The following is a 21208-nucleotide window of genomic DNA, read 5'->3' on the forward strand; positions in this document are numbered from 1 at the left end:
TTGGCTTAACCCGCCGCTAGCCAGGCCAACACCCCCAAGCCTGCGGCACGGCCACTTGCGAAACAGCCAGTAAGCAGATAGCCCCCGGTCGGCGCCTCCCAGTCCAGCATCTCACCCGCACAGAACACGCCCGGCAAGGAACGGATCATCAAGCGCTCGTCGAGCGCCTCGAACGTAACGCCACCTGCACTGCTGATCGCCTCATCGAGCGGCCGCGGCGCAATCAGCCGCACTGGAAGTGCCTTGATCGCCGCCCCCAAGCGGGCCGGGTCAGCGTAGTCCGGCGCCGGTACGCACTCACGCAACAGGCCGGCCTTCACTCCCTTGATCCCCAACCGGCTTTGCAAGTGGCTGGCCATCGACCGCGAACCCCTCGGTCGCGCCAGCTCTGCGATTACGAATGGTAGTTCCCTGTCGGGAAGCAGATCGAGATAAATTACCGCGGCGCCTGCGCTCTCGATCTCGTCGCGCAGACGGGCAGACAACGCATAGATCAGGCTGCCTTCGACACCGGTCGCCGTGACCATGAATTCGCCCTGCTTGCGAATCGTGGCGCCTTCTTGATTCGTGAAAGTCACCACTACCGACTTCAAGGGATGGCCGGCGAAGCGGGTTTGAAAGTGCTCGCTCCAGCTGACATTGAAACCACAGTTGGAGGGGCGCAGAGCCGCGACGGGAATGCCTTGCTGCTCAAGCAGCGGCACCCACGCGCCATTCGAGCCAAGGCGCGCCCAGCTGCCGCCTCCCAGCGCCAGCACCACCGCATCACTTCGCACCGAAATGTCTCCATCCGGTGATGAGAAGCTTAGCGCGCCATCCTCGTTCCAGCCCTGCCAGCGATGCCGCATATGAAAGCGAACACCGGCTGCGCGCAAGCGGTGCAGCCATGCACGCAGCAACGGCGCTGCTTTCATTTCGGTAGGGAATACGCGACCGGAGGTGCCGATAAAGGTCTCGACCCCAATCTCATGCACCCACAGTCGCAAGGCTTCAGGCCCGAATGTTTTTAACCAGGGCTCGACCTGCGCGCGACGCGCGCCGTAACGCGACAGGAAAAGCTCGGACGCCTCAGAGTGAGTGATGTTCAAGCCACCTTTGCCGGCCAGTAGAAACTTGCGCCCCACGGAGGGCATGGCATCGTAGAGATCGACCTGTACGCCGTTCTGGGTCAATATTTCCGCCGCCATCAGTCCGGCAGGGCCGCCGCCGATGACCGAGACAGGCCGGCTGTTCAGGCTTTTTATGCTGCAACCCGTTGAAAAACTCGAATACGAGGCGCAATTTTGTCTGTGAGATTGCGCGTTGCTATCCGCATGTCGTACTCGCTTTGCAGGTTTAGCCAGAAACGTGGCTCCATTCCGAAGAATATTCCGAGACGCAACGCAGTGTCGGCAGTAACAGGCCGTGATCCGTTGACAATATCACTAATACGGCTAGGCGAAACATCAATGTCAGCAGCCAGTTGTCTGGCTGTAATTCCCATAGGCTTCATGAAATCCTCAAGGAGAATTTCGCCGGGGTGAATCTCTTCAAGCAGTTTTGTCATTTCCTGTACTCCTCTAAATTCCCATTCAGTGATAATCAACAATTTCCACACTATGGGCGCCATCCTCCTGCCACACGAAGCACACCCGCCATTGATCGTTGACACGAATGCTGTGTTGACTCTTGCGGTCGTCTTTCAACGCTTCCAAGCGGTTCCCTGGAGGCACTTGCAAGCTGTTCAGCTCGGTGGCAGCATGCAGTTGAAGCAGCTTGCGACGTGCAACCCGTTCGATGTTCTTGAACCGGGGTACGTCCTGGCTATGGAATAGCGCCTCGGTATCGGAGCAGGCGAATGAATGAATCATGGTTAATGATATTCCGTGGTGCGGAACCTGTCAAATGGAATAAAGCGGGACGCACAGAGGGCCGCCGCCGATGATCGCCACCGATCGGGGCGAACGCTAGCGATCAGTCATGCCGCAGGGGTGGCGGTCCGCCCCACATCGGTGGAACTCGCCGAGGGGCCGATTAAAGGTATATTCAGCGGGCCTGACAATCATCTCCTGAGCCGAAGCCCCTGCATTGCCGCCGGGGAGGGTAAAGGGCAGCGCCACCACCGTCAGCACTGTACCAATAATCGTGGCAGCCAAACCGAGTGGCCGCACCACCACCAGATCCACCACCATATCCGTGGCCTTGTCGCCAGTCACGGGTTCGTTATTTTCAGCGGTTGCAGAGAGAGGTGTGACAGCAAATATCAGTGCAATCAAGAATGCTTTCAATTTCTTGCTCATTATTACTGTGCTCCTGTCATAATTCACACCGTACTAATCAGCAAACCATTGGGTTAAACGGTGGCACCCTACGCGGACTTGGCAACCAAAGGGAATTGGCTAGGATTGCGAATGGACTCAACAGCCAGATCAACATCAAGTAGCGGCCAGTAGAGATGGTTGGGGGTCGGCCATTCAATGGTAGTAATTTGTTCCAGAGTGGCCTGTTTGAACCAAGGAAACTCTGCGTAGGGGACAAAAAGCTCCTCGCTCTTCAAAAGCAGCCAGAACCCCTTGTTGGATGCCAACGAAACTTCGACCTCAGAAGTGGCTACGTCAAGCATGGGCGATCTCCTCATAATGATCCTGCACCAATGACGATGCTTCATGGAGCTGCGTTTTTGAAAGTCCTTGATTCATCGCCAACTCAATCTGGGGTTCCAACCAGAACTTGGCTTCCCCGTCCGTATGTGCGACGTGAACATGCATACGCGGCTCTTCGCGTGAAAAGAAGAAAAAACGAAATGCGCCTTGACGGAATACGGTGGGAGCCATACGCAAATCATAGCAGTTTTGGCACCGGGAAGTCTTGGAAGGGCTAATGTTCAAATTGAGTGGAGCGCTGCTTTTGGCGCGTTCCACTCGAATGCGTGATTGCAAGACCGGACCCCACGACTTGATCAACAAGCCATTGAATCAAACAGGGGGTAAGCGCCCTGCGCGGGCTGGTTATGCGTCATCGTCGCGGGGGCCTACCCAGAAGAGAGGGTTGTGTGCAATTTCCCAAAGGTGACCATCCGGGTCTTTGAAATAGCCGGAGTACCCGCCCCAAAAGACCTTCTGTGCAGCCTTGACGAGCGTTGCTCCAGCCACAAGCGCCTGGCCCATGACTTTTTCCACTTCTTCTTTCGAAGAAACATTGTGGGAAAGCGTGAACCCTTCGAACCCATTTCCTTCAGGCGGAACAGTAGCGTCTTCGGCCAGGGCGTTACGAGAATACAAACCCAGCCAGCTGCCATTAAGTGTGAAGAACGCGACCTCGGGCGGCGACTCCATGCGCGGGAAGCCCAGTCCGGTCTCGTAGAATTTAACCGCTGCTGCGAGATCTCGAACCCCGAGGGTGATCATGCTGATGCGTGGCTTCATCGCGCAGCGTCCGGTGGAATGATGGGTTGGGCTGCACTGGCTTCGGCTTCGCGAATACGTTGTTCGCTTGCCTTAGCAATAGCCTCCATGCCTGCCTTAACCTTGGTTGTCTCACGCTCAAGTAGCGCCTCGAATCCCTTCGGGTACTTTGTACGAACCAGAGCCTGCGTTACCCGGACAAAGAACGGCGGGTTCTTCATGAGAAGGTTGGCGACTGCAAATAGGCGAACAAGATCGTCATGCGCTTGAGTAAGGAACGGCCTAACTTGAACACATCGATCACGAGTTCGCCGCGCGTTTTCCAAGTAGTCACTCTCGGAGATGGTCTTTGAGATAAAGGCATCACGAATCTGACCGTACGCCCGATCTATGGTGGCCAACGATTCGTTCATTTTCTTGAGATCTGCATTCAACGAAGCCATCTCGTTAATGAGATCGAGATTCGTCAATCCGATCATTAGCTCCGTATCGATCTGGTACTGGTGGAAGACGTTCATATAGATTGGATGATTGCCGGAAGTCAATCGAGTGTCGGTGAATACACCGATGCAATCGATTGCTATGTAGAGATTGTCACTTGTGGTGTTCAGGCAATCATTGAAATAGTGTTGGAGACGGACCAGGGATGTATGGTTCTTTTCTTTCCGGTCGTACCCCTTCTTCATTGCGTCACCGAAGCGGACAAACAAATACGCGAAAAAAGCGCCAGCGAAGGCTCCTACAAGAGCGCGGAAGGCTTCAAGGTCAGTAGCCTTCCAGGCGTCCCAAAACACCCAAGCTGCTGAGGACGCAGCGATGGCTGCGGCAACTGCAACGATTGCAACGCCAAGCCCGAAGAGAATTGATGTCATGTGGTCATCGGTGCGACTGTTGTGAGGCCCAACACGGAGCTAAGGGACGGCGCGCTTTTGCGCCGTCCCGCTTGAGCGCAGGGTTAACGGTCACTTGTTGAGTGGCTGGCATGAGAATGGATTGAGACAACCCTGGCCGCCTGTTTCATTGCACGCATCCTTGTTAAGTGCTTCAGCAATAATCAAACAACTTTTCATGTCATCCATGAATCCGTGAACTGTGGCAACGTGATCATCCGGGTTGTTCCACTTGATCACCGCGTAATCAGCAGAACCGCCAATTTTGTTTTTGTTAAAGAACTTCCTTGGCGCTTCCAAGTTGGATTCCTGCTCGCAGCCTGCCAGTAAGGCCACAATTGAAAACCCAATCAGTAATAAGCGAGTTGGCATAGATGCTCCTATGTAATGACTGCTAACGAGTGGGCATCCTAAAAATGACAGATGCTACCGTCTTGTCTGCTCTGCCGCGCTTATTGGATCAGGTGAGGGGGAAGATTCGGTCGGAGCACTAAAGCATTCGCACCGAATCTGCCTATGCCGATGGAATTAAGCGCTTAATCTTGTATTTTGGCAAGCACCATCCGAATGAGAGGGGGCGGGTAGCTTGGATGGAGTGAAACGGAATCCGGGGAAAATGGGTGCTGCATAAGGTGCGCTTCGCGCAGATGCTTAGATGCCGGGGGCTGCCCGGCAGCAGGTTACTTTATTTTGCTTGTCCAAAATACAAGTAACCAAACAAAAAGACACCCTGCCGCGCCGGCCCTGCGGGCTACCTTCGGTTTGACGGCCAAATTGGGCGGCTGCGCAACTCGCCCTAGCGGGGTGCACACCCCGCACCCCACCGCGGAGCTCGAACAGTGCTCGCCTTCATCCCAATTTGACCGTCAAACCGAAGCGGCGCAGAAGGGGATTTGGGTTTTGTGGGCGAAGCCCGTATTTTGGGTGCCCTCCCCGTCGGGGAGGGCGGTTTTGTGTTGTTTTGTTTTTTGGTCCCCTTGGGCCGCCGCCGAGTAGCGCAGGCGAGCCGGGGGATTTTTGCGAGGACTGTCTGAGCGCAAAGCGCGAGTTCCGCAGCAACCCGGCTTGGTGAGCAACGCAGGGAACCCCGCAGGGGCGGTGGAGAGGGGCGGCTTTCTTTGGTTCCTTACTTTGGCCGTTTAAAGAAAGGAACTAGCCCGCCGGGCTACCCCCGGCACTTAAATCATCCGCGAAGCGCACAAAACCAACTAACTCAGCCTAGCTTACCCGCTGCACCTTAAACCAAACCGCATACAACGCCGGCACAAACAGCAGTGTCAGCATCGTGGCGACAAACAATCCGCCCATAATGGCCGCGGCCATCGGCCCCCAGAAGGTGCTGAAGGTGAGCGGGATCATGGCCAGGATCGCCGCCGCCGCAGTCAGCATGATGGGTCGGAAGCGGCGCACCGCCGACTCGATGATCGCCTCACGGGGCGGGTGCCCGGCATGAATATCCTGATCGATCTGGTCCACCAGAATCACCGAATTACGCATGATCATACCGCCCAGGGCAATGAAGCCCAGGTTGGCGACGAAGCCGAAGGGCAGCTGAAATACCAGCAGTGCCAGCGCCACGCCGATCAGGCCCAGGGGGGCGGTGAGCAGCACCAGAATCATGCGGCGGAAGCTCTTCAGCTGGATCATCAGCAGGGTCATTACGGTCAACAGCATCATCGGCACTACTGCCTTGATCGATGCTTCAGCCTTGCCGCTTTCCTCCACGGTGCCGCCGGTTTCCAGGCTATATCCCGGCGGCAGTTTGCTGCGGATAGATGCCAGTTTCGGTTCGATTTCCTTGGTCACGGCAGGCGCCTGGGCGTTGCCGACCACGTCGGCGCGTACAGAAATTACTCGTACGCGGTCGCGCCGCCAGATGATGCCTTCCTCGAACTCGTAGCTGATATGGGCAATCTGGGCCAGTGGTACATGCCGCCCATCATGGGTGTAGATGTTGATGTCCTTGAGGGCCGCAGGATTGAGGCGTTCGACAGCCTCCGCCCGCGCCAGTACTTCGATCAGCTGGTCGCGTTCGCGATAGTAGGTCACGCTGTAGCCGGACAGGATCGAATTGAGGAAGTTGGAGAGTTCCTGTGAGCTGATGCCCAGGGCGCGCGCTTTGTCCTGGTCGACGTCGAGCTTCACCACCTTGACCATCTCGTTCCAGTCCGCATGCACGTCCTTGGCGTGCGGGTTGGTGCGCATCACTGTCGCGACTTCGGCGCTGATCGTGCGCAGTACGGCAGGATCGGGACCAAGCACGCGGAACTGAACCGGGAAGCCGACCGGCGGGCCATTCTCCAGTCGGCTGACGCGCCCGCGCAGCGACTGGAAATCGGTCTGAAACAACTGGAGCAACCGGGTCCGTACCACTTCGCGTACATCCTTGTCCTGGGTCATCACCACGAACTGGGCGAAGTTAGCATGGGCCATCTGCTGGTCCAGCGGCAGGTAGAAGCGTGGCGAGCCGTTGCCGACATAGCTGACGAAGTTGACGATATTTTTGTCGCCGGCAAGGTGCTTCTCCAGTTTTTTTACTTCCTCTTCGGTGGCCTTGAGCGAGGCGCCCTCCGGCAGCCACAGATCGACCAGCAATTCAGGCCGATTCGACGAAGGGAAGAACTGCTGTTCGACGAAACGGAAGCCGAAAAGGGCCAGGACGAAAATTGCCAGCGTAGCGACGATCACCGTCTTGCGACGATCCACGCACCAGCTTACCAGCTTGCGGAAGCGCACGTAGAAAGGCTTCTGATAAACATCGTGGCCATGCGTGGGGTGCGCCTTGTAATCCGGCAGCAGTTTGTAGCCGAGATAGGGCGTGAACACCACCGCTACGATCCAGGACACGATCAGGGCAATCCCCACCACGGCGAAAATCGAAAAGGTGTATTCGCCCGCCGCCGACTTGGCGAAGCCCACCGGCAGAAAACCGGCAGCGGTAATCAGGGTGCCGGTCAGCATCGGGAATGCGGTCGATGTGTAGGTGAAGGAGGCTGCCTTGGTTCTTTCCCAGCCTTGTTCCATCTTCACCGCCATCATTTCTACGGCGATGATGGCATCATCCACCATCAGGCCCAGCGCGATGATCAGCGCACCCAGCGAAATCCGCTGCAGGTTGATTCCGAAAGCTTTCATCAGCAGGAAGGTAATTGCCAGCGTAAGCGGGATGGTGAGCGCCACCACCAAGCCAGTGCGGAACCCCAGGCTGAGAAAGCTCACGGCCAGAACGATTGCCACCGCCTCCAGCAGCGACTTCATGAATTCGTTGATGGAGCGCTTGACCACGCCCGGCTGGTCGGATACCCGATGTACCTCGATGCCCACCGGCAGACGCGCCTGGATGCGCGTGAGGGCGCTATCCAGACCTGCGCCCAAATCCATTACGTTGCCGCCTTTTTCCATCGATACCCCCAGCGCGATGGCCTCCTGGCCCATGAAGCGCACTTTCGGTGACGGTGGGTCAGCATAGCCGCGGTAAACCCGGGCGATATCGCCGAGCCGGAGCAGGCGGCCATTGGCGCGCAGGCCGATGTCGCGGATGCTTTCTACCGATTCGAAATCGCCTGACACGCGCAGGTTGATGCGGTCGCTGTCGGTTTCGATGCTGCCGGCCGGACTCAGGGTGTTCTGTTTTTCCAGGGTGGCGGCGATCAGCATCGGGTCGATACCCAGGCTGGCGAGTTTTTTGTGGGAGACCTCGATGTAGACTTTTTCCGGCTGCACGCCCAGTAACTCCGCCTTGCCCACGCCGGGGACGCTCAGGACATCCTGGCGCGCCTGCTCGACGTAGTCGCGCAGCTCTGCATGGGTAAAGCCGTCGGCGGTGAAAGCGTAAATATTGCCGTAGGTGTCGCCGAATTCATCGTTGAAATAGGGCCCGCGCACGCCTTTCGGCAGGTTGTCCCGGATGTCGCCGATCTTTTTGCGCACCTGATACCACACCTCCGGCACCTGCTTGGGCGGCGTGTAATCACGCAGGATGACGAAAATCAGCGCCTCGCCCGGCTTGGAGTAGCTGCGCACGAAGTCGAGCCAGGGCACTTCCTGCAACTTCTTTTCCAGCCTGTCGGTGACCTGCTGCTCAACTTCGTGCGCCGTGGCTCCGGGCCAATAGACCCGCATCACCATGATCTTGAATGTGAAGTCGGGGTCTTCCGCACGCCCCAGCTTGGTGTAAGCAAAGAAACCCGCGATCATCAAAACGATGAGCAGGTACAGCACCAGCGACTGGTGTTTGAGCGACCATTCGGAAAGATTGAAGCGGCTCATGTTTGAAATCTCACCACTGCTGCGGTTTGTGGTGTTTTCATCACTGAATCAGCCGCACCTGCTGGCCCGGCACCAGCTTGTGCACGCCGGCACTGACCACGCTGTCGCCATCCTTCAGGCCGGACAGAACGGTAAAGGTTGTCTCCCGGTATTCCCCCACGGTGACCGGGATAAGTCGCACCTTGCCGCTGGCCGGTTCGACCAGCCAGACGGCCGGCCCACCGCTCTGCTGATACAGCGCAGTTAGCGGTAACTCCGCCGCCGGCATCGCCGAGTCGCCCCCCAGCAGGACATTGGCGGTCATGCCGAGCTGCATGACCGGCGCGGCATCCAGCACGGTTACCTTGGCCGTATAGGTGCGTGTCACCGGATCGGCGGCAGGTGATATTTCTCGCACCTTGCCGCGATACATTTTGCCCGGCTCGGCCCACAGGCTGATGCGGATATTTTGCGCGGCGCGCAGCTCGGCCAGGCGATTTTCCGGTACGCTGACGACCACCTCTTTTTCCTCTGGCCGAGCCAGGCGCATTACCGGCTGACCCATCGCCACCACCTGCCCGGCTTCGGCTTCGATGCTCACGATCACGCCATCGTGATCCGCACGCAACTGGCCATAACCCGCCTGATTGGCGCTAACCTCATGCTGCGCCTTGACCTGGGAAAACCGAGCTTTGGCAGTGTCGAACAGATTCTTGCGGCGCTCGTAATCGGCGAGGCTGATGAATTTCTTTTCCAGCAGATCGGTGTAACGCTTCAGGTCGCGCTCAGTCAGTTCGAAATCCGCTTGCGCGGCGGCCAGCTGGGCGCGGCTTGCCGCTTCGGTCAGCCGGAGATCCTGAGGGTCGAGTTCGGCCAGTACCTGGCCTGCCTTTACCAGGCTGCCCACCTCGACGTGACGTTTGGCGATCTTGCCGCCGACGCGAAATGCCAGCGCGGTTTCAAAGCGCGCGCGCACCTCGCCGGAATAATTGGCCTGATGCGATTGCACGCCCAGCGCCACCTTTACTGCACGAGCCGACCGGACGCCCTCCGCGGGCGGCTCCTGCTTGGCACAGCCAAAAATCAGCGCACCCAGAAAAAGAAATATAAGAGCAGTTGCGTTCCGATTCACTATAGGTTCCCTCCGCGACATCCCGAAGAATACCGCTGTGCAGCACATTCCGCCATCTTGTCCCGGACTAACCCAGGAAGATATTTATCCGTTTTTGATAAATTAACCGCAATTAGGTTGTATCCAATTGATGAATATTAGTAAAATACCATATAAACCTCTTCGCCTGAGTCACACGAATTATTGTGCGCTGAACGCAGACCGGAACAATCTGCTTCTTTCCCGCATTCGTTGCGACAACCCATTACCCGCCAGGGAGAAACTATCATTCATACCGTACCGCTAATCATCAGCAAGCCTGTACCGGGCATTGCCGATCTGCCTGCCTTGGGCATGGACGCCAACAGTATCGTCAACGATTTCATCCGCTACTTCAGCCATACACTGGGGCAGGACAAGATGTGTCTGGCGGCCTACCAGGTTTACACTTCACTTTCGATGTCGTTGCGCGACCGCCTGGTGGAACGCTGGAAGAACACCCAGTACGCCTACGAAGAACAAAACTGCAAGCGTACCTATTACCTGTCGCTGGAATTCCTGATGGGCCGCGCCTTGGGCAATGCCATGCTGAACCTCGATGTGGACAAGCCGACCGAGGAGGCGCTCAGGAACCTGGGCCTGATGCTGGAGGAAATCGCCGACCAGGAGCACGATGCGGGTTTGGGGAACGGAGGCCTGGGCCGCCTCGCGGCCTGTTTCCTGGACAGCTGTGCGACACTGCAATTGCCGGTAGTGGGTTACGGCATCCGCTACGAGTACGGCATGTTTCGCCAGAAAATCGACAACGGTCGCCAGATGGAAGAGCCTGACCACTGGCTTCGCGATGGCAATCCCTGGGAAATAGAGCGTCCCGAGCATACCGTCCGGGTCAAATTTGGCGGCTGCACCAGATACTATCATCGAGACGGCCGCCTGTACGCCCGCTGGACGGATTCCCAGGACGTGGTGGCGGTGCCCTACGACGTTCCCATCCCCGGCTACCGCAACGGCACTGTCAATACATTGCGCCTGTGGTCGGCGGCGGCTACCGACGAATTCGACCTGTCCGAATTCAATGCCGGCAGCTACACCGAAGCGGTGGCAGCGAAGAACGGCGCCGAAAACATCACCATGGTGCTCTATCCCAACGACGCCAGCGAAAACGGCAAGGAGCTGCGCTTACGCCAGCAGTACTTCCTGGCGTCCGCGAGCTTGCAGGATGTGCTGCGCAACTGGGTCAACATCCATGGCAGCAATTTTGAAAATTTTGCCGAAAAGAACTGTTTCCAGCTCAACGACACCCACCCTACCTGTGCGGTGCCGGAACTGATGCGGCTGCTGATGGACAAACATTTTCTGGACTGGGATCAGGCCTGGGCCATCACTAGCCGCACCGTCGCCTACACCAACCATACCCTGCTGCCGGAAGCGCTGGAACGCTGGCCGGTGAGTATGTTCGGCCGATTGCTGCCGCGCCTGCTCGACATCATTCACGAAATCAACGCCCGCTTCCTGGCTGATGTGGCGCAACGCTGGCCGGGAGATACCGCCCGACAGCGGCGCATGTCGATTATCGAGGAAGGGGACGAAGCTCAGATACGCATGGCCTATCTGGCCGTAGTATCGAGCGCATCGGTCAATGGTGTGGCCGAATTGCACTCGCACCTGCTGCAGCTACATCTATTCCATGATTTCTACGAAATGTGGCCGAGCAAGTTCAACAACAAGACCAATGGCGTCACCCCGCGCCGCTGGATGGCCTGGAGCAACCCCGGCCTGAACGACCTGATTACCCGTACCATCGGCGACGGCTGGGTTACCGACCTGACCCGGTTGCGTAAGCTTGCGCCCCACGCCGACAAGGCGAAATTTCGCGCCGAGTGGCGTGCTGTCAAGCAGGCTAACAAGGCACGTCTGGCAGAGATGGTGCAGCGCGACTGCAGCATCGCCTTCGATACGGAGGCACTGTTCGATGTACAGGTGAAACGCATCCACGAATACAAGCGGCAGTTGCTCAACGTGCTGCACGTGATTCACCTCTACGACCGCATCAAGCGTGGTGACACGGCAGACTGGACGCCGCGCTGCGTGCTGATCGGCGGCAAGGCCGCCCCCGGCTACATGATCGCCAAGTGCATTATCAAGCTGGTGAACTCGGTGGCAAAAGTGATCAACGAAGATCCTGCCGCGCAGGGCTTGCTGAAACTGGCTTTCTTCCCTGATTACCGGGTGTCGGCGATGGAGGTGATCTGCCCAGGCACCGACTTGTCGGAACAGATTTCCACCGCCGGCAAGGAAGCCTCCGGCACCGGCAATATGAAGTTCATGATGAACGGGGCGCTCACCATCGGCACGCTGGATGGCGCCAATATAGAAATCCGCGAGGAAGCAGGCGAGGAAAACTTCTTCCTGTTCGGCCTCACTGCCGAAGAGGTGGACGCCACCAGACCAAATTACAATCCCGCCGCAATTATCGCTGCCGACGAAGACCTGCGCCGTGTGATGCAATTGCTGGAAAGCGGCCATTTCAACCTGTTCGAGCCGGGCATCTTCGACCCCATCATTCACGCTGTGACCAGCCCTCACGACCCGTGGCTGACAGCAGCGGACTTCCGCGGTTACATCGATGCGCAGCAGCAGGTGGCACGCGCCTACCGCGATCAGGAAAACTGGACGCGCATGAGCATCCTCAATACCGCCGCCAGCGGCAAGTTCTCCAGCGACCGTACCATCCTGGACTATAACCGCGACATCTGGCACCTGTCGCAAGTACCGGCTTGGCCGGTGAAATGAGAGGCCCAATATGACCCCGGAAGAAAAACGTGCGCTGGCCGAACAGGCCTATGAAAAAGCGCAACAATACGAGCTGGATTACGGCTGTTGCCCACAATGCGTGCTCGCCACCGTGCAGGAAACCGTCGGGATAATAGACGACAGCACCATCAAGGCCAGCCATGGACTTTCCGGTGGGGGCGGACTGATGGCGCAAGGAACCTGTGGCGCATTGACCGGTGGACTGATGGCGCTCAGCGCCAAATTCGGTCGCGACCGGGACAAGCTCGACAAGGGTCGCTGTATCAACAATTTCAAGAAAAACAAGGAACTGGTCGAGCGCTTCCGCGCGGAGTTTGGCGGGGTAACCTGCGCGGAACTCCAGCAACAATTTACCGGCCGTACTTACGATATGTGGAATGCCGAAGAGTACAAGGCATTCGACGATGCCCGCGGCAAACAATGCGCCCATGCAACTGGTACGGTCACGAAATGGGTGATTGAAATGCTGTAGACAATGCTGGAGCTTACGAAGTTTGATCTGTCGTATTCGGCTTGGTTTGGCAAGTTTCTGTCAGAGAGGGAGCCCCCCCAAGCGGATTGCGGTGGCCGGATTGCAGCCCTCTGCAGAGGTGCAATATTGAGGTTAGAATTCATATTCTGCCTGCATTCTGAAAGTATTGTTCGGCGTCGCGTCAGTCGTGCCGATTAACCAGGCCGCGTTGTACTTGAGTGCCTGGTGCCCACTGAGGGCGATCTTGCCGAAAATGGCCGGGCCAATTTTATGCTGCTGCGCATTATGCGGTGCCCAGTGGTTCCATTCGCCCGTTTCGCCAAAACCTTGCAGGCCAAACTCTAGCTCCTTTTTCCAGCGATATTTTGCTTGCCACTGGTACTGGAACACGGTTTTACGAGGCTCGTCATCCGGTTCGGCAACACCACCGAATGCGCGTTCGAACAGCAGATTACCGTTCAACTGCAATTTTCCAAACTCGGTCTGGAACAAGGGGCCGAACTTGATTTCGTTGGCTGACCCTCCTTTATTGATCGGGAACTCCAGTTCTGTAATCAAGCCGATTTCCAAGGGATATTTTCCGGTCTCTGTCAGTTGGAACTTGTTTTCCCATTCCAGGATATTTAATCTGTCGACTGAGCCTTCTTTCTCTGTTTTCAGGTATAGCTCCGTGAACCAGTTCTCGGTGGCGCCATAACCGAAGCCCAGACTGGCTACTTGCTGGGTAGTACCGGAAGGATCCCTGGATGATCCAAATTTGAAATCCAACTCCTTTTCACCATGTTCCACGGTGGGCAGGTAAACATAATCGGCGGGGCCCGCGATGGCCGTGCCACATAACAAGGTACCGACAGAGAGCGCGAGTAAACTTTTCTTCACGAAACTTTTCCTTTTTGAGCGATTGGCGAAAGTGAACGGCTAGCCAGCTTCATGCCCATTGCAATAGCAGCCAGGGTAATAATGTAGAAAACCAGTTGCATGCCTGATGGTCTTGGATCGTATCCAACCAGGCCGTGGAGCAGCATGCCGGGTATGGAGTTCATGGGCAGCAACGCAGATGTATCCCAAAGAGGTGCGGTCAGACTGGTCAGCAGATCGGCCTGGATCAGGAAGTGAGCTGCTTGCGAGGCCATGCCGGCGGCCAGCAGCAATACCAGCATGCCGGTTGCAGCAAAAAACCAGCGCAACGGCACGCGCAGCAGACCGGCATAGACTGCATAACCGATGCTGGTGCCAGCCAGGACACCCATAAGACCACCCAGCACGATCGAGGATGCGCCTGAACCTTCCGCTGCCGAGATGCCATAAAGAAAGAGAACCGTTTCAGAACCTTCTCGCAGTACCGCCAAGCCAACCACAACGAGCAGAATCGAACGTTCTTGCTGGCCGTCGCGAATGGCCTGACCGACCTTGGTTGCTTCAGCGGCCATCGCCTTGCCATGAGATGACATCCAAATGTTGTGCCAAGCCAGCATGAGCACTGCGACTCCCAGTACCAGCGCATTGAAAAGTTCCTGGCCAATGCCATCGGCCATGGCTGCAATGGCATCAGTGGATGCCGCAACCAGGGCGGACCCCGCTAGACCGACGAGCAATCCGGCAAGCAGCCAGCGAGTCCGACCCGCCACCGAGCGTGTCGCCGCTGCAATGATGCCGATAATAAGTGCGGCCTCCAGTACTTCACGAAAAACAATAACCGCGGTTGCAAACATTAAAGTTCTCCTAATACGCTACTGGGCGACGATGACGCCTTGAGCCGTTTTCTCATTGAATTCCCCAAAAAACCGGTAACGACCGGGTGCAAGTGGCCCCACAAAAATTGTTGCAGTCGAATTGCCGGCAATGACTTTTTCACGGTTAAGGTCGTGACTCTCGAACTCCTCGGCAGTGGGATCTTGATTCTCGACCGATAGCTTGATTTTTTTCCCGGCAGGAACGGTCAACTCTGATGGCTGAAAACGATGATCCTTGATCACCAGTGAGTAAACGTTATCTCCGGCCACTGCGGCAGTGGAGAAAATGGTCGTCATTACGCACATAGAAATAAGGAATGGCTTTCTGGTGGAGTTGAATGCAAATTTAACTGGGTTCATAACAGATCCTTTTAAAGAGGGGTTAATTCATTGCAATTGATAATGATTCCTATTCTATATGATAATAGTTATCAATTGCAATGAATTTTGAGCGCTATGGTTCGGAATACGAATTTCTGTGAATGGTATGAACTTAAGATTTAGTTCCGAAGCGCGGCGCTTGAAGTCATCCGACATGCATACGCAGGGAAGGCGCCAGTTGGCACCTGTCGCAAGTGCCAACTGGCCGGTGAAATGAGAGGCTTAATATGACCCCCGGAAGAAAAACGTGCGCTGGCCGAACAGGCCTATGAGAAGGCGCAACAATACGAGCTGGATTACGGCTGTTGCCCACAAATGCGTGCTCGCCACCGTGCAGGAAACGGTGGGCATTGTCGACGATGCCAGCGGCAAACAATGCGCCCATACGACCGGTACGGTCACGAAATGGGTGATTGAAATACTGTAAAGGGAAGTTAGAGCGAGGTTTGTCTTCGGAAATTCAGGCTGATCTGACAAGTGCTCGGCTGATGTAAATCAGCGCGTTTCATTATTATCAATAGTACTGACCGGTGGGTCCCTGTATTATCAAGTTGGACATCGAACAAATAATTTCACCTTGGAACCGAAGGCTTGCCTGCCATGAAATTGATTCTTCACAAAATACCACTTTACATCGCAACGCTCATGCTGTTGAGCACCGCCGGGGCCTGGGCCGACGCCAATGAAACAACCGAGTCGTCCACCGGGTCCACACCCGGTGTGATCGTCAAGGTGGAGAAAGCTATTGAGCGCGGTGCAAAGGCTGCTGAAAGCGGAGTTAAGCGCGGTGCGAAAGCGGCTGCCCACGGTATTGAACGTGGCGTGAAGGCGGCAGCGAGCGGCGTCGAGCGTGGTGCAGAGGCAACCGGCAACGCTGCTCATACCGTTGCCAAAAAGGTAGGTGGTTCGCCGCCCGCATCAGCGCCTCCCGCATCAGCGCCTCCCGCATCATCACCGCCCGACAAGTAAGCAGCTTACACGCATGCTGCGCAATTGCACGTCGTCGCCTGACCCATTCCATCAGCACGGGTGCAAGTGATAAAGCCGCTTGCACCGGTTATGTCAAACGCTTGAAGCTATAGAAAAACTCATTCAGAGATTCCTCTGACCAATACCTGTTGGTCTTCATCTTTCTGACGGACAAGCACGATAGCACGATGATCCGTGGATTACACATGATCCCCACGGTTTCAGACTTGATCTTGCGTTGCATGCGTGGACAAGCCTGAAAACCAGCCGATTTTTTTAGTCTTTTTGCTATAATTTTCCAACTTAACCTACCGGCTGGCATTCGATCATGTTGATCTGGTTCGTCGTCATCTACCTACTGCTCTCCATCGGTATCGGCCTCTACGCCGCCACGCGCGTCCACAACACCAGGGATTACGCCGTCGCAGGCCGCAGTCTGCCGCTTTACATCGTTACGGCAACGGTGTTTGCCACCTGGTTCGGCTCCGAAACGGTACTCGGCATCTCGGCCACCTTTCTCCAGGAAGGCCTCGGCGGAGTCGTGTCGGACCCATTCGGGTCCAGCATGTGTTTGATCCTGGTGGGCCTGTTCTTCGCCCGCAAGCTCTACCGCATGAATCTGCTCACCATCGGCGACTACTACCGGGCGCGCTACAACCGTTCAGTGGAGGTCATTACCAGCCTGTGCATCGTGGTTTCCTACCTGGGATGGGTTTCTGCCCAGATTACCGCGCTCGGGCTGGTATTCTCCTTTTTGAGCCAGGGTTCTATCTCCCCCGCCGAAGGTATGCTCATCGGCGCGGCCATCGTGCTGGTCTACACCTTATTCGGCGGCATGTGGTCGGTCGCCTTCACCGATTTTTTCCAGATGATCCTGATCGTCCTCGGCATGCTTTACATCGGCTACGTCGTCAGCGGCCTGACGGGCGGCGTGGGCGCGGTGGTGAAACATGCCGCCGAGGCCGGAAAATTCGAGTTCTGGCCCAAACTCAACACCCGCCGTTCTGGCCTTCATTGCCGCCTGGGTGACCATGATGTTCGGCTCCATTCCCCAGCAGGACGTGTTCCAGCGCGTGATGTCCGCACGCACCGAAGACACCGCCGTGCGCGGTGCGGTGGCCGGAGGCAGCCTGTATTTCCTGTTCGCTTTCATTCCCATGTTCCTCGCCTACTCGGCGACCCTGGTCGATCCGGCCATGGTAAGCAAGCTGCTCGACAGCGATCCACAGCAGGTTCTGCCCAGCCTGATTCTCAACCACACCCCGCTCTTCGCTCAGGTGATGTTTTTCGGCGCGCTGCTGTCCGCCATCATGAGTACGGCCAGCGGCACCTTGCTGGCACCCTCGGTGACCTTTGCCGAGAACGTGCTGAAAGGGATGTTCAAGGAAATGAGCGATCGCCGCTTCCTGCTGCTTATCCGCGTCGTGGTGGTGTGCTTTGCCGTCATCGTGACCCTGTTCGCCCTGAATTCCAAAGCCAGTATCTTCAGCATGGTGGAAAATGCTTATAAGGTAACGCTGGTGGCGGCCTTCATTCCGCTCGTCGCCGGACTATACTGGAAACGTGCAAACACTCAGGGGGCGCTATTCGCGATCGCCTTCGGCCTGATTTCATGGCTGCTGCTGGAATGGCTCAAGCCCGATACCGTTTGGCCGCCGCAACTGGCGGGTTTATTACTGAGCGCTGCGGGTATGGTGGTGGGTTCGCTGCTGCCGCACTTCGTCGGCAGGCCAACGCCTTTGCCCCGCTCCCATGAGGAACTTCACCATCACGCTGCTGCACAGACCGAACATGTGGTAGAACATCCGTATCGCCAACCCTCGGCACGCGACGAGCGCTGACTTTCCTGTTGGGAGAAGCATTAGGAAATGGCGCTGCTGCCCAATTTCAGGAACCTCAACCCGGCTTACCTCAATAAACGCCGCGTGCTGTCAAGGATGTGGACGGAGATCAAGCTGCGGTAGGAAGCTCTTGTCCACAGCCTATGCGCTCCCAAATAAAAAAGCCCTGCCTTTCACAAGGCAGGGCTTCCAGATCCAAACCAGCAATTACAACCCGGCGTCAGCCTTAAGCGCTTCTGCCTTGTCGGTCGCTTCCCAGGTGAATTCCGGCTCTTCCCGGCCGAAATGGCCGTAAGCGGCGGTCTTGGCATAAATCGGTCGCAGCAGATCAAGCGACTGGATGATGCCTTTCGGGCGCAGATCGAAGTGGGCTTCGATCAGCTTGACGATTTTCTCGTCGGCGATCTTGCCGGTTCCGAAGGTGTTGACCATCATGCTGACTGGCTTGGCGACACCGATGGCGTAGGCGATTTGCACTTCGCATTTCGATGCCAGGCCGGCGGCGACAATGTTCTTCGCGACATAGCGGCCGGCGTAGGCAGCGGAACGATCGACCTTGGACGGGTCCTTGCCGGAGAAGGCGCCGCCGCCGTGGTGTGCGGCACCGCCGTAGGTGTCGACGATGATCTTGCGGCCGGTCAGGCCGCAGTCGCCCATCGGCCCGCCAACCACAAAGCGGCCGGTGGGGTTGATCAGGTAGCGAATGTCACCGGCACGCATGCTTTCCGGGATGATTGGCTTGACGATTTCCTCGATCACCGCTTCAGACAGTTCGGCGTGGGAAATGTCGGGGTGGTGCTGGGTGGAGATGACCACGGTATCGACATGCACCGGCTTGCCTTCCACATAGCGGATGGTGACCTGGGACTTGGCGTCGGGGCGCAGCCAGGGCAGGCGGCCGTCCTTGCGCAGTTCGGCCTGGCGCTGCATCAGGCGATGTGCGTAATGGATCGGCATCGGCATCAGCTGCGGGGTTTCGTCGCAGGCGTAGCCGAACATCAGGCCCTGGTCGCCGGCGCCCTGATCCATGTCCAGTCCCTGGCCCTCGTTCACGCCCTGGGCGATGTCGGGTGACTGCCGGTTGATCGCGGTGAGCACGGCGCAGGTGTAGTAGTCGAAGCCGATTTCCGAGCTGTTGTAGCCGATGCGCTTGATCGCTTCGCGCGCGACGTCGATGTAGTTGACGGTCGCATGGGTGGTGATTTCGCCAGAAATAACGACCAGCCCGGTGCTGACCAGCGTTTCGCAGGCTACCCGCGCTTTGGGGTCATGCGCTAGAATGGCGTCGAGGACGGAATCGGAGATCTGATCGGCGACTTTGTCGGGATGGCCTTCGGAAACGGATTCGGAAGTAAAGAGGTGTTCGTGTAACATTTCTGCTCCTAGATAGGTGTTTCCCCGTAATGCGCTGGCGAAGCCGGCTCTGGGGGAAGAAGCAGACGACGCTTTAGCCGTATTTATATCCCGCCCGCAAGTTGTCTTTAACACGGCGGCGCAGTAATTCTATTTTTTATAAGGCTTCTAGTCAAATTTTGCCCATGATGGCCTATTTACTTCGCGTTCTGGCTTACCTGCCGCTCTGGCTGTTGCACTTTCTGGGTGCGGTAGCGGGTTGGGCGACCTATCTGGGTTCCCGGCGCTATGCCGCGAGGATGCGGGAAAATCTGACGGCCAGTGGGGTATGTGCGCCGGGCCAATATGGCAAAGTGTTGCGCCGGGCCATAGCCGAAGCGGGGAAAAGCGTGCTGGAACTGCCTGCCGTCTGGTTGCGCCCGGAACAGCAGGTATTGCAGCTGTTGAAGGAGTGCCATGGCTGGGAGCATGTCGAGGCGGCCCTTGCGCGCGGCAAGGGTCTGATTTTTCTGACTCCGCATATGGGGTGTTTCGAGATCACCAGCTTGTATTACGCTGCCCGTCACCCGATCACCGTACTCTATCGCCCGCCCAAGCTGAAGTGGCTGCAACCCCTGATCGATGCCGGGCGTGTTCGTGGCCAAGTGACGCTGGCCCCCACCGACTTGGGTGGGGTGCGGGCGCTGTTCAAGGCGCTGCGGCGCGGTGAGGCAATCGGCATTTTGCCCGATCAGGTGCCGGGCCAAGGCGAGGGGGTATGGGCCGATTTTTTCGGTCGTCCCGCCTACACCATGACGCTGGTTGGTCGCCTGGTTCATTCCACTGATGCGGCCGTGGTGCTCGCCGCCGCTTTCCGCCTGCCCCATGGCAAAGGGTTCGATCTTTGGCTGGAACCGATGCCCGAGGGGATGCCGGAGGAGCCAGTGGAGGCGGCCCGCTTCATTAACGCGGCGATCGAAAGTCTGGTGCGTCGGAAACCGGAGCAGTACCTGTGGAGCTATAACCGGTACAAGACCCCGAGAGGAGTGAGTGGTAAGGCAAGTGAGGAGAAAGGAGTGAGGCGTGAGGAGCAAAAACCAACCCCCGTTCCAGATTTTGACTTTACTCCTCACGCCTCACTCCTTTCTCCTCACTTCAACATGATGTCCCGCCTCGGCATCTTCCTCATCTGGCTGCTGCATTTCCTGCCGCTATGCGTGCTTGCCCGTTTCGGCGCGGGTTTCGGTTTTCTGCTCTACGTACTGGGGAGCGAACGCCGGCGGGTGTCGCGCATCAACCTGCGGCTGTGCTTTCCGGAGATGACCGATACCGAAAGAGAACGGCTGGTACGACGCCATTTTCGCGCCTTCGGTCGGAGCGTACTGGAGCGTGGCATTCTGTGGTGGTCATCGAAGTCGCGCATCCAGAAGCTGGTCCATCTCGAGGGGCTGGAACACTGGCAGGCGGTGGCCGATAAGTCGGTGATCTGGCTCGCCCCCCACTTTGTCGGACTGGACATGGGTGGAGTCAGGCTGACTACGGACTATCCGCTGGTTTCGATGTACAGCCGGCAGAAAAATCCGCTGTTCGACGCTCTGCTGCTGCACTCCCGCACCCGCTTCGGCAATTCGCCGATGGCATCGCGTCAGGATGGGCTCAAGCCAGTAGTGCGGGCAATGCGCAAGGGCTTGCCATTCTATTATCTGCCGGACATGGATTTTGGCGCACGCGACGCTGTGTTTGTGCCGTTTTTCGGCGTGCCTGCCGCCACCATCACCGCGCTATCGCGCGTGGCGAAAATCACCGGTGCTGTGGTGGTGCCCTGCGTTACCCGCCAGCTTCCCGGTGGTGCAGGCTATGTGCTGAAATTTTATCCTGCCTGGGAGTCTTTCCCCGGCGAGGATGTTGAAAACGATACCCGCCGCATGAACGCCTTCATCGAGGAGCGAGTAAGGGAAATGCCGGAGCAGTATTTCTGGTTGCACAAGCGCTTCAAGAGCCGTCCGCCCGGCGAGCCAAGGCTATATCCATAGC

At 57.2% G+C, this 21208-nt stretch carries 20 protein-coding genes and 1 pseudogene; 6 read left to right on the plus strand and 15 right to left on the minus strand.

All coding sequences use genetic code 11. The features are described from left to right. Positions 1 to 5: 5 nt before the first annotated feature. The 11 genes from SCD_RS01430 to SCD_RS01480 all read right to left on the minus strand — a co-directional run bounded on the left by SCD_RS01430 (position 6) and on the right by SCD_RS01480 (position 9653). Positions 6 to 1187 (minus strand): TIGR03862 family flavoprotein, encoded by a 1182-nt coding sequence (locus SCD_RS01430; RefSeq protein WP_009206918.1) that lies wholly within the window; start codon positions 1185 to 1187, stop codon positions 6 to 8. A gap of 53 nt (positions 1188 to 1240) precedes the next feature. Then, positions 1241 to 1546 carry a HigA family addiction module antitoxin gene (locus SCD_RS01435; protein ID WP_009206917.1) on the minus strand — a complete coding sequence of 102 codons (306 nt, stop codon included), beginning with the start codon at positions 1544 to 1546 and terminating at the stop codon, positions 1241 to 1243. 25 nt (positions 1547 to 1571) lie between these two features. Beyond that, positions 1572 to 1850, minus strand: a complete 279-nt coding sequence (locus tag SCD_RS01440) for a type II toxin-antitoxin system RelE/ParE family toxin (RefSeq protein ID WP_009206916.1) — start codon at positions 1848 to 1850, stop codon at positions 1572 to 1574. Positions 1851 to 1946: 96 nt separating this feature from the next. Continuing rightward, entirely contained in the window at positions 1947 to 2279 is a 333-nt protein-coding gene (locus tag SCD_RS01445; protein WP_009206915.1) for a hypothetical protein, read from the minus strand. Positions 2280 to 2347: 68 nt separating this feature from the next. Further along, the gene (locus SCD_RS01450) at positions 2348 to 2602 is read right to left on the minus strand and encodes a DUF2442 domain-containing protein (protein WP_009206914.1); all 255 of its coding nucleotides are present in this window, start codon (positions 2600 to 2602) and stop codon (positions 2348 to 2350) included. Beyond that, positions 2595 to 2813 (minus strand): DUF4160 domain-containing protein, encoded by a 219-nt coding sequence (locus SCD_RS01455; protein ID WP_009206913.1) that lies wholly within the window; start codon positions 2811 to 2813, stop codon positions 2595 to 2597. The genes SCD_RS01450 and SCD_RS01455 overlap by 8 nt, the downstream gene beginning before the upstream one ends. Before the next feature lie 174 nt (positions 2814 to 2987). Then, positions 2988 to 3404: a VOC family protein gene (locus SCD_RS01460; RefSeq protein ID WP_009206912.1), complete on the minus strand. Its 417-nt coding sequence runs from the start codon at positions 3402 to 3404 to the stop codon at positions 2988 to 2990. Next, positions 3401 to 4255 carry a hypothetical protein gene (locus SCD_RS01465; RefSeq protein WP_009206911.1) on the minus strand — a complete coding sequence of 285 codons (855 nt, stop codon included), beginning with the start codon at positions 4253 to 4255 and terminating at the stop codon, positions 3401 to 3403. The genes SCD_RS01460 and SCD_RS01465 overlap by 4 nt, the downstream gene beginning before the upstream one ends. A 90-nt stretch (positions 4256 to 4345) precedes the next feature. Further along, positions 4346 to 4645 carry a hypothetical protein gene (locus SCD_RS01470; protein WP_009206910.1) on the minus strand — a complete coding sequence of 100 codons (300 nt, stop codon included), beginning with the start codon at positions 4643 to 4645 and terminating at the stop codon, positions 4346 to 4348. A gap of 846 nt (positions 4646 to 5491) precedes the next feature. Continuing rightward, on the minus strand, positions 5492 to 8542 hold the full coding sequence (locus tag SCD_RS01475; protein ID WP_009206909.1) for an efflux RND transporter permease subunit: 3051 nt from the start codon (positions 8540 to 8542) through the stop codon (positions 5492 to 5494). A 40-nt stretch (positions 8543 to 8582) separates the two neighbouring features. Continuing rightward, positions 8583 to 9653 carry an efflux RND transporter periplasmic adaptor subunit gene (locus tag SCD_RS01480; protein ID WP_021035742.1) on the minus strand — a complete coding sequence of 357 codons (1071 nt, stop codon included), beginning with the start codon at positions 9651 to 9653 and terminating at the stop codon, positions 8583 to 8585. Between the two features lie 231 nt (positions 9654 to 9884). On the opposite strand from SCD_RS01480, the gene SCD_RS01485 reads away from it, so the two are divergent. Together SCD_RS01485 and SCD_RS01490 are read left to right on the plus strand one after the other, a co-directional pair. Then, complete coding sequence (locus SCD_RS01485; protein WP_009206907.1) at positions 9885 to 12425, plus strand: glycogen/starch/alpha-glucan phosphorylase; 2541 nt, start codon at positions 9885 to 9887, stop codon at positions 12423 to 12425. Positions 12426 to 12435: 10 nt separating this feature from the next. Beyond that, positions 12436 to 12918 carry a C-GCAxxG-C-C family protein gene (locus SCD_RS01490; protein WP_009206906.1) on the plus strand — a complete coding sequence of 161 codons (483 nt, stop codon included), beginning with the start codon at positions 12436 to 12438 and terminating at the stop codon, positions 12916 to 12918. A 132-nt stretch (positions 12919 to 13050) separates the two neighbouring features. Here the strand turns inward: SCD_RS01490 and SCD_RS01495 are convergent, their stop codons facing one another. Genes SCD_RS01495 through SCD_RS01505 form a run of 3 tightly spaced genes read right to left on the minus strand, consistent with a single transcriptional unit; the run spans position 13051 to position 14948 of the window. Next, positions 13051 to 13797 carry a hypothetical protein gene (locus tag SCD_RS01495; protein ID WP_009206905.1) on the minus strand — a complete coding sequence of 249 codons (747 nt, stop codon included), beginning with the start codon at positions 13795 to 13797 and terminating at the stop codon, positions 13051 to 13053. Next, the gene (locus SCD_RS01500) at positions 13794 to 14630 is read right to left on the minus strand and encodes an FTR1 family iron permease (protein WP_009206904.1); all 837 of its coding nucleotides are present in this window, start codon (positions 14628 to 14630) and stop codon (positions 13794 to 13796) included. The genes SCD_RS01495 and SCD_RS01500 overlap by 4 nt, the downstream gene beginning before the upstream one ends. Before the next feature lie 18 nt (positions 14631 to 14648). Beyond that, complete coding sequence (locus SCD_RS01505) at positions 14649 to 14948, minus strand: cupredoxin domain-containing protein (protein ID WP_232504422.1); 300 nt, start codon at positions 14946 to 14948, stop codon at positions 14649 to 14651. 352 nt (positions 14949 to 15300) lie between these two features. Between SCD_RS01505 and SCD_RS16600 the strand changes: the two genes are divergently transcribed. The 3 genes and pseudogenes from SCD_RS16600 to SCD_RS01515 all read left to right on the plus strand — a co-directional run bounded on the left by SCD_RS16600 (position 15301) and on the right by SCD_RS01515 (position 17842). Next, the gene (locus tag SCD_RS16600; protein ID WP_162531341.1) at positions 15301 to 15459 is read left to right on the plus strand and encodes a hypothetical protein; all 159 of its coding nucleotides are present in this window, start codon (positions 15301 to 15303) and stop codon (positions 15457 to 15459) included. A gap of 173 nt (positions 15460 to 15632) precedes the next feature. Beyond that, on the plus strand, positions 15633 to 16001 hold the full coding sequence (locus SCD_RS01510; protein ID WP_009206902.1) for a hypothetical protein: 369 nt from the start codon (positions 15633 to 15635) through the stop codon (positions 15999 to 16001). 328 nt (positions 16002 to 16329) lie between these two features. Next, positions 16330 to 17842, plus strand: a pseudogene (locus SCD_RS01515) (sodium:solute symporter family protein). A 207-nt stretch (positions 17843 to 18049) separates the two neighbouring features. On the opposite strand, the gene metK reads toward SCD_RS01515, so the two are convergent. Further along, positions 18050 to 19216 (minus strand): methionine adenosyltransferase, encoded by a 1167-nt coding sequence (gene metK, locus SCD_RS01520; RefSeq protein WP_009206899.1) that lies wholly within the window; start codon positions 19214 to 19216, stop codon positions 18050 to 18052. A 164-nt stretch (positions 19217 to 19380) separates the two neighbouring features. Here metK and SCD_RS17045 point away from each other — a divergent pair, with 164 nt between their 5' ends. Further along, the gene (locus SCD_RS17045) at positions 19381 to 21207 is read left to right on the plus strand and encodes a lysophospholipid acyltransferase family protein (RefSeq protein ID WP_009206898.1); all 1827 of its coding nucleotides are present in this window, start codon (positions 19381 to 19383) and stop codon (positions 21205 to 21207) included. The last annotated feature ends 1 nt before the right edge of the window (position 21208 follow it).

This window comes from Sulfuricella denitrificans skB26, from assembly GCF_000297055.2.
Taxonomy (GTDB): domain Bacteria; phylum Pseudomonadota; class Gammaproteobacteria; order Burkholderiales; family Sulfuricellaceae; genus Sulfuricella; species Sulfuricella denitrificans.

Excerpts from the sequence above, each read along its gene's own strand:
- SCD_RS01460 (WP_009206912.1), bottom strand. The coding sequence starts at position 3,404 with ATGAAGCCACGCATCAGCATGATCACCCTCGGGGTTCGAGATCTCGCA.
- SCD_RS01455 (WP_009206913.1), bottom strand. The coding sequence starts at position 2,813 with ATGGCTCCCACCGTATTCCGTCAAGGCGCATTTCGTTTTTTCTTCTTT.
- SCD_RS01450 (WP_009206914.1), bottom strand. The coding sequence starts at position 2,602 with ATGCTTGACGTAGCCACTTCTGAGGTCGAAGTTTCGTTGGCATCCAAC.
- SCD_RS01500 (WP_009206904.1), bottom strand. The coding sequence starts at position 14,630 with ATGTTTGCAACCGCGGTTATTGTTTTTCGTGAAGTACTGGAGGCCGCA.
- SCD_RS01505 (WP_232504422.1), bottom strand. The coding sequence starts at position 14,948 with ATGACGACCATTTTCTCCACTGCCGCAGTGGCCGGAGATAACGTTTAC.
- metK (WP_009206899.1), bottom strand. The coding sequence starts at position 19,216 with ATGTTACACGAACACCTCTTTACTTCCGAATCCGTTTCCGAAGGCCAT.
- SCD_RS01490 (WP_009206906.1), top strand. The coding sequence starts at position 12,436 with ATGACCCCGGAAGAAAAACGTGCGCTGGCCGAACAGGCCTATGAAAAA.
- SCD_RS01465 (WP_009206911.1), bottom strand. The coding sequence starts at position 4,255 with ATGACATCAATTCTCTTCGGGCTTGGCGTTGCAATCGTTGCAGTTGCC.
- SCD_RS01430 (WP_009206918.1), bottom strand. The coding sequence starts at position 1,187 with ATGGCGGCGGAAATATTGACCCAGAACGGCGTACAGGTCGATCTCTAC.
- SCD_RS01435 (WP_009206917.1), bottom strand. The coding sequence starts at position 1,546 with ATGACAAAACTGCTTGAAGAGATTCACCCCGGCGAAATTCTCCTTGAG.
- SCD_RS01445 (WP_009206915.1), bottom strand. The coding sequence starts at position 2,279 with ATGAGCAAGAAATTGAAAGCATTCTTGATTGCACTGATATTTGCTGTC.
- SCD_RS01470 (WP_009206910.1), bottom strand. The coding sequence starts at position 4,645 with ATGCCAACTCGCTTATTACTGATTGGGTTTTCAATTGTGGCCTTACTG.
- SCD_RS01510 (WP_009206902.1), top strand. The coding sequence starts at position 15,633 with ATGAAATTGATTCTTCACAAAATACCACTTTACATCGCAACGCTCATG.
- SCD_RS01440 (WP_009206916.1), bottom strand. The coding sequence starts at position 1,850 with ATGATTCATTCATTCGCCTGCTCCGATACCGAGGCGCTATTCCATAGC.
- SCD_RS16600 (WP_162531341.1), top strand. The coding sequence starts at position 15,301 with ATGAGAAGGCGCAACAATACGAGCTGGATTACGGCTGTTGCCCACAAA.
- SCD_RS17045 (WP_009206898.1), top strand. The coding sequence starts at position 19,381 with ATGATGGCCTATTTACTTCGCGTTCTGGCTTACCTGCCGCTCTGGCTG.
- SCD_RS01475 (WP_009206909.1), bottom strand. The coding sequence starts at position 8,542 with ATGAGCCGCTTCAATCTTTCCGAATGGTCGCTCAAACACCAGTCGCTG.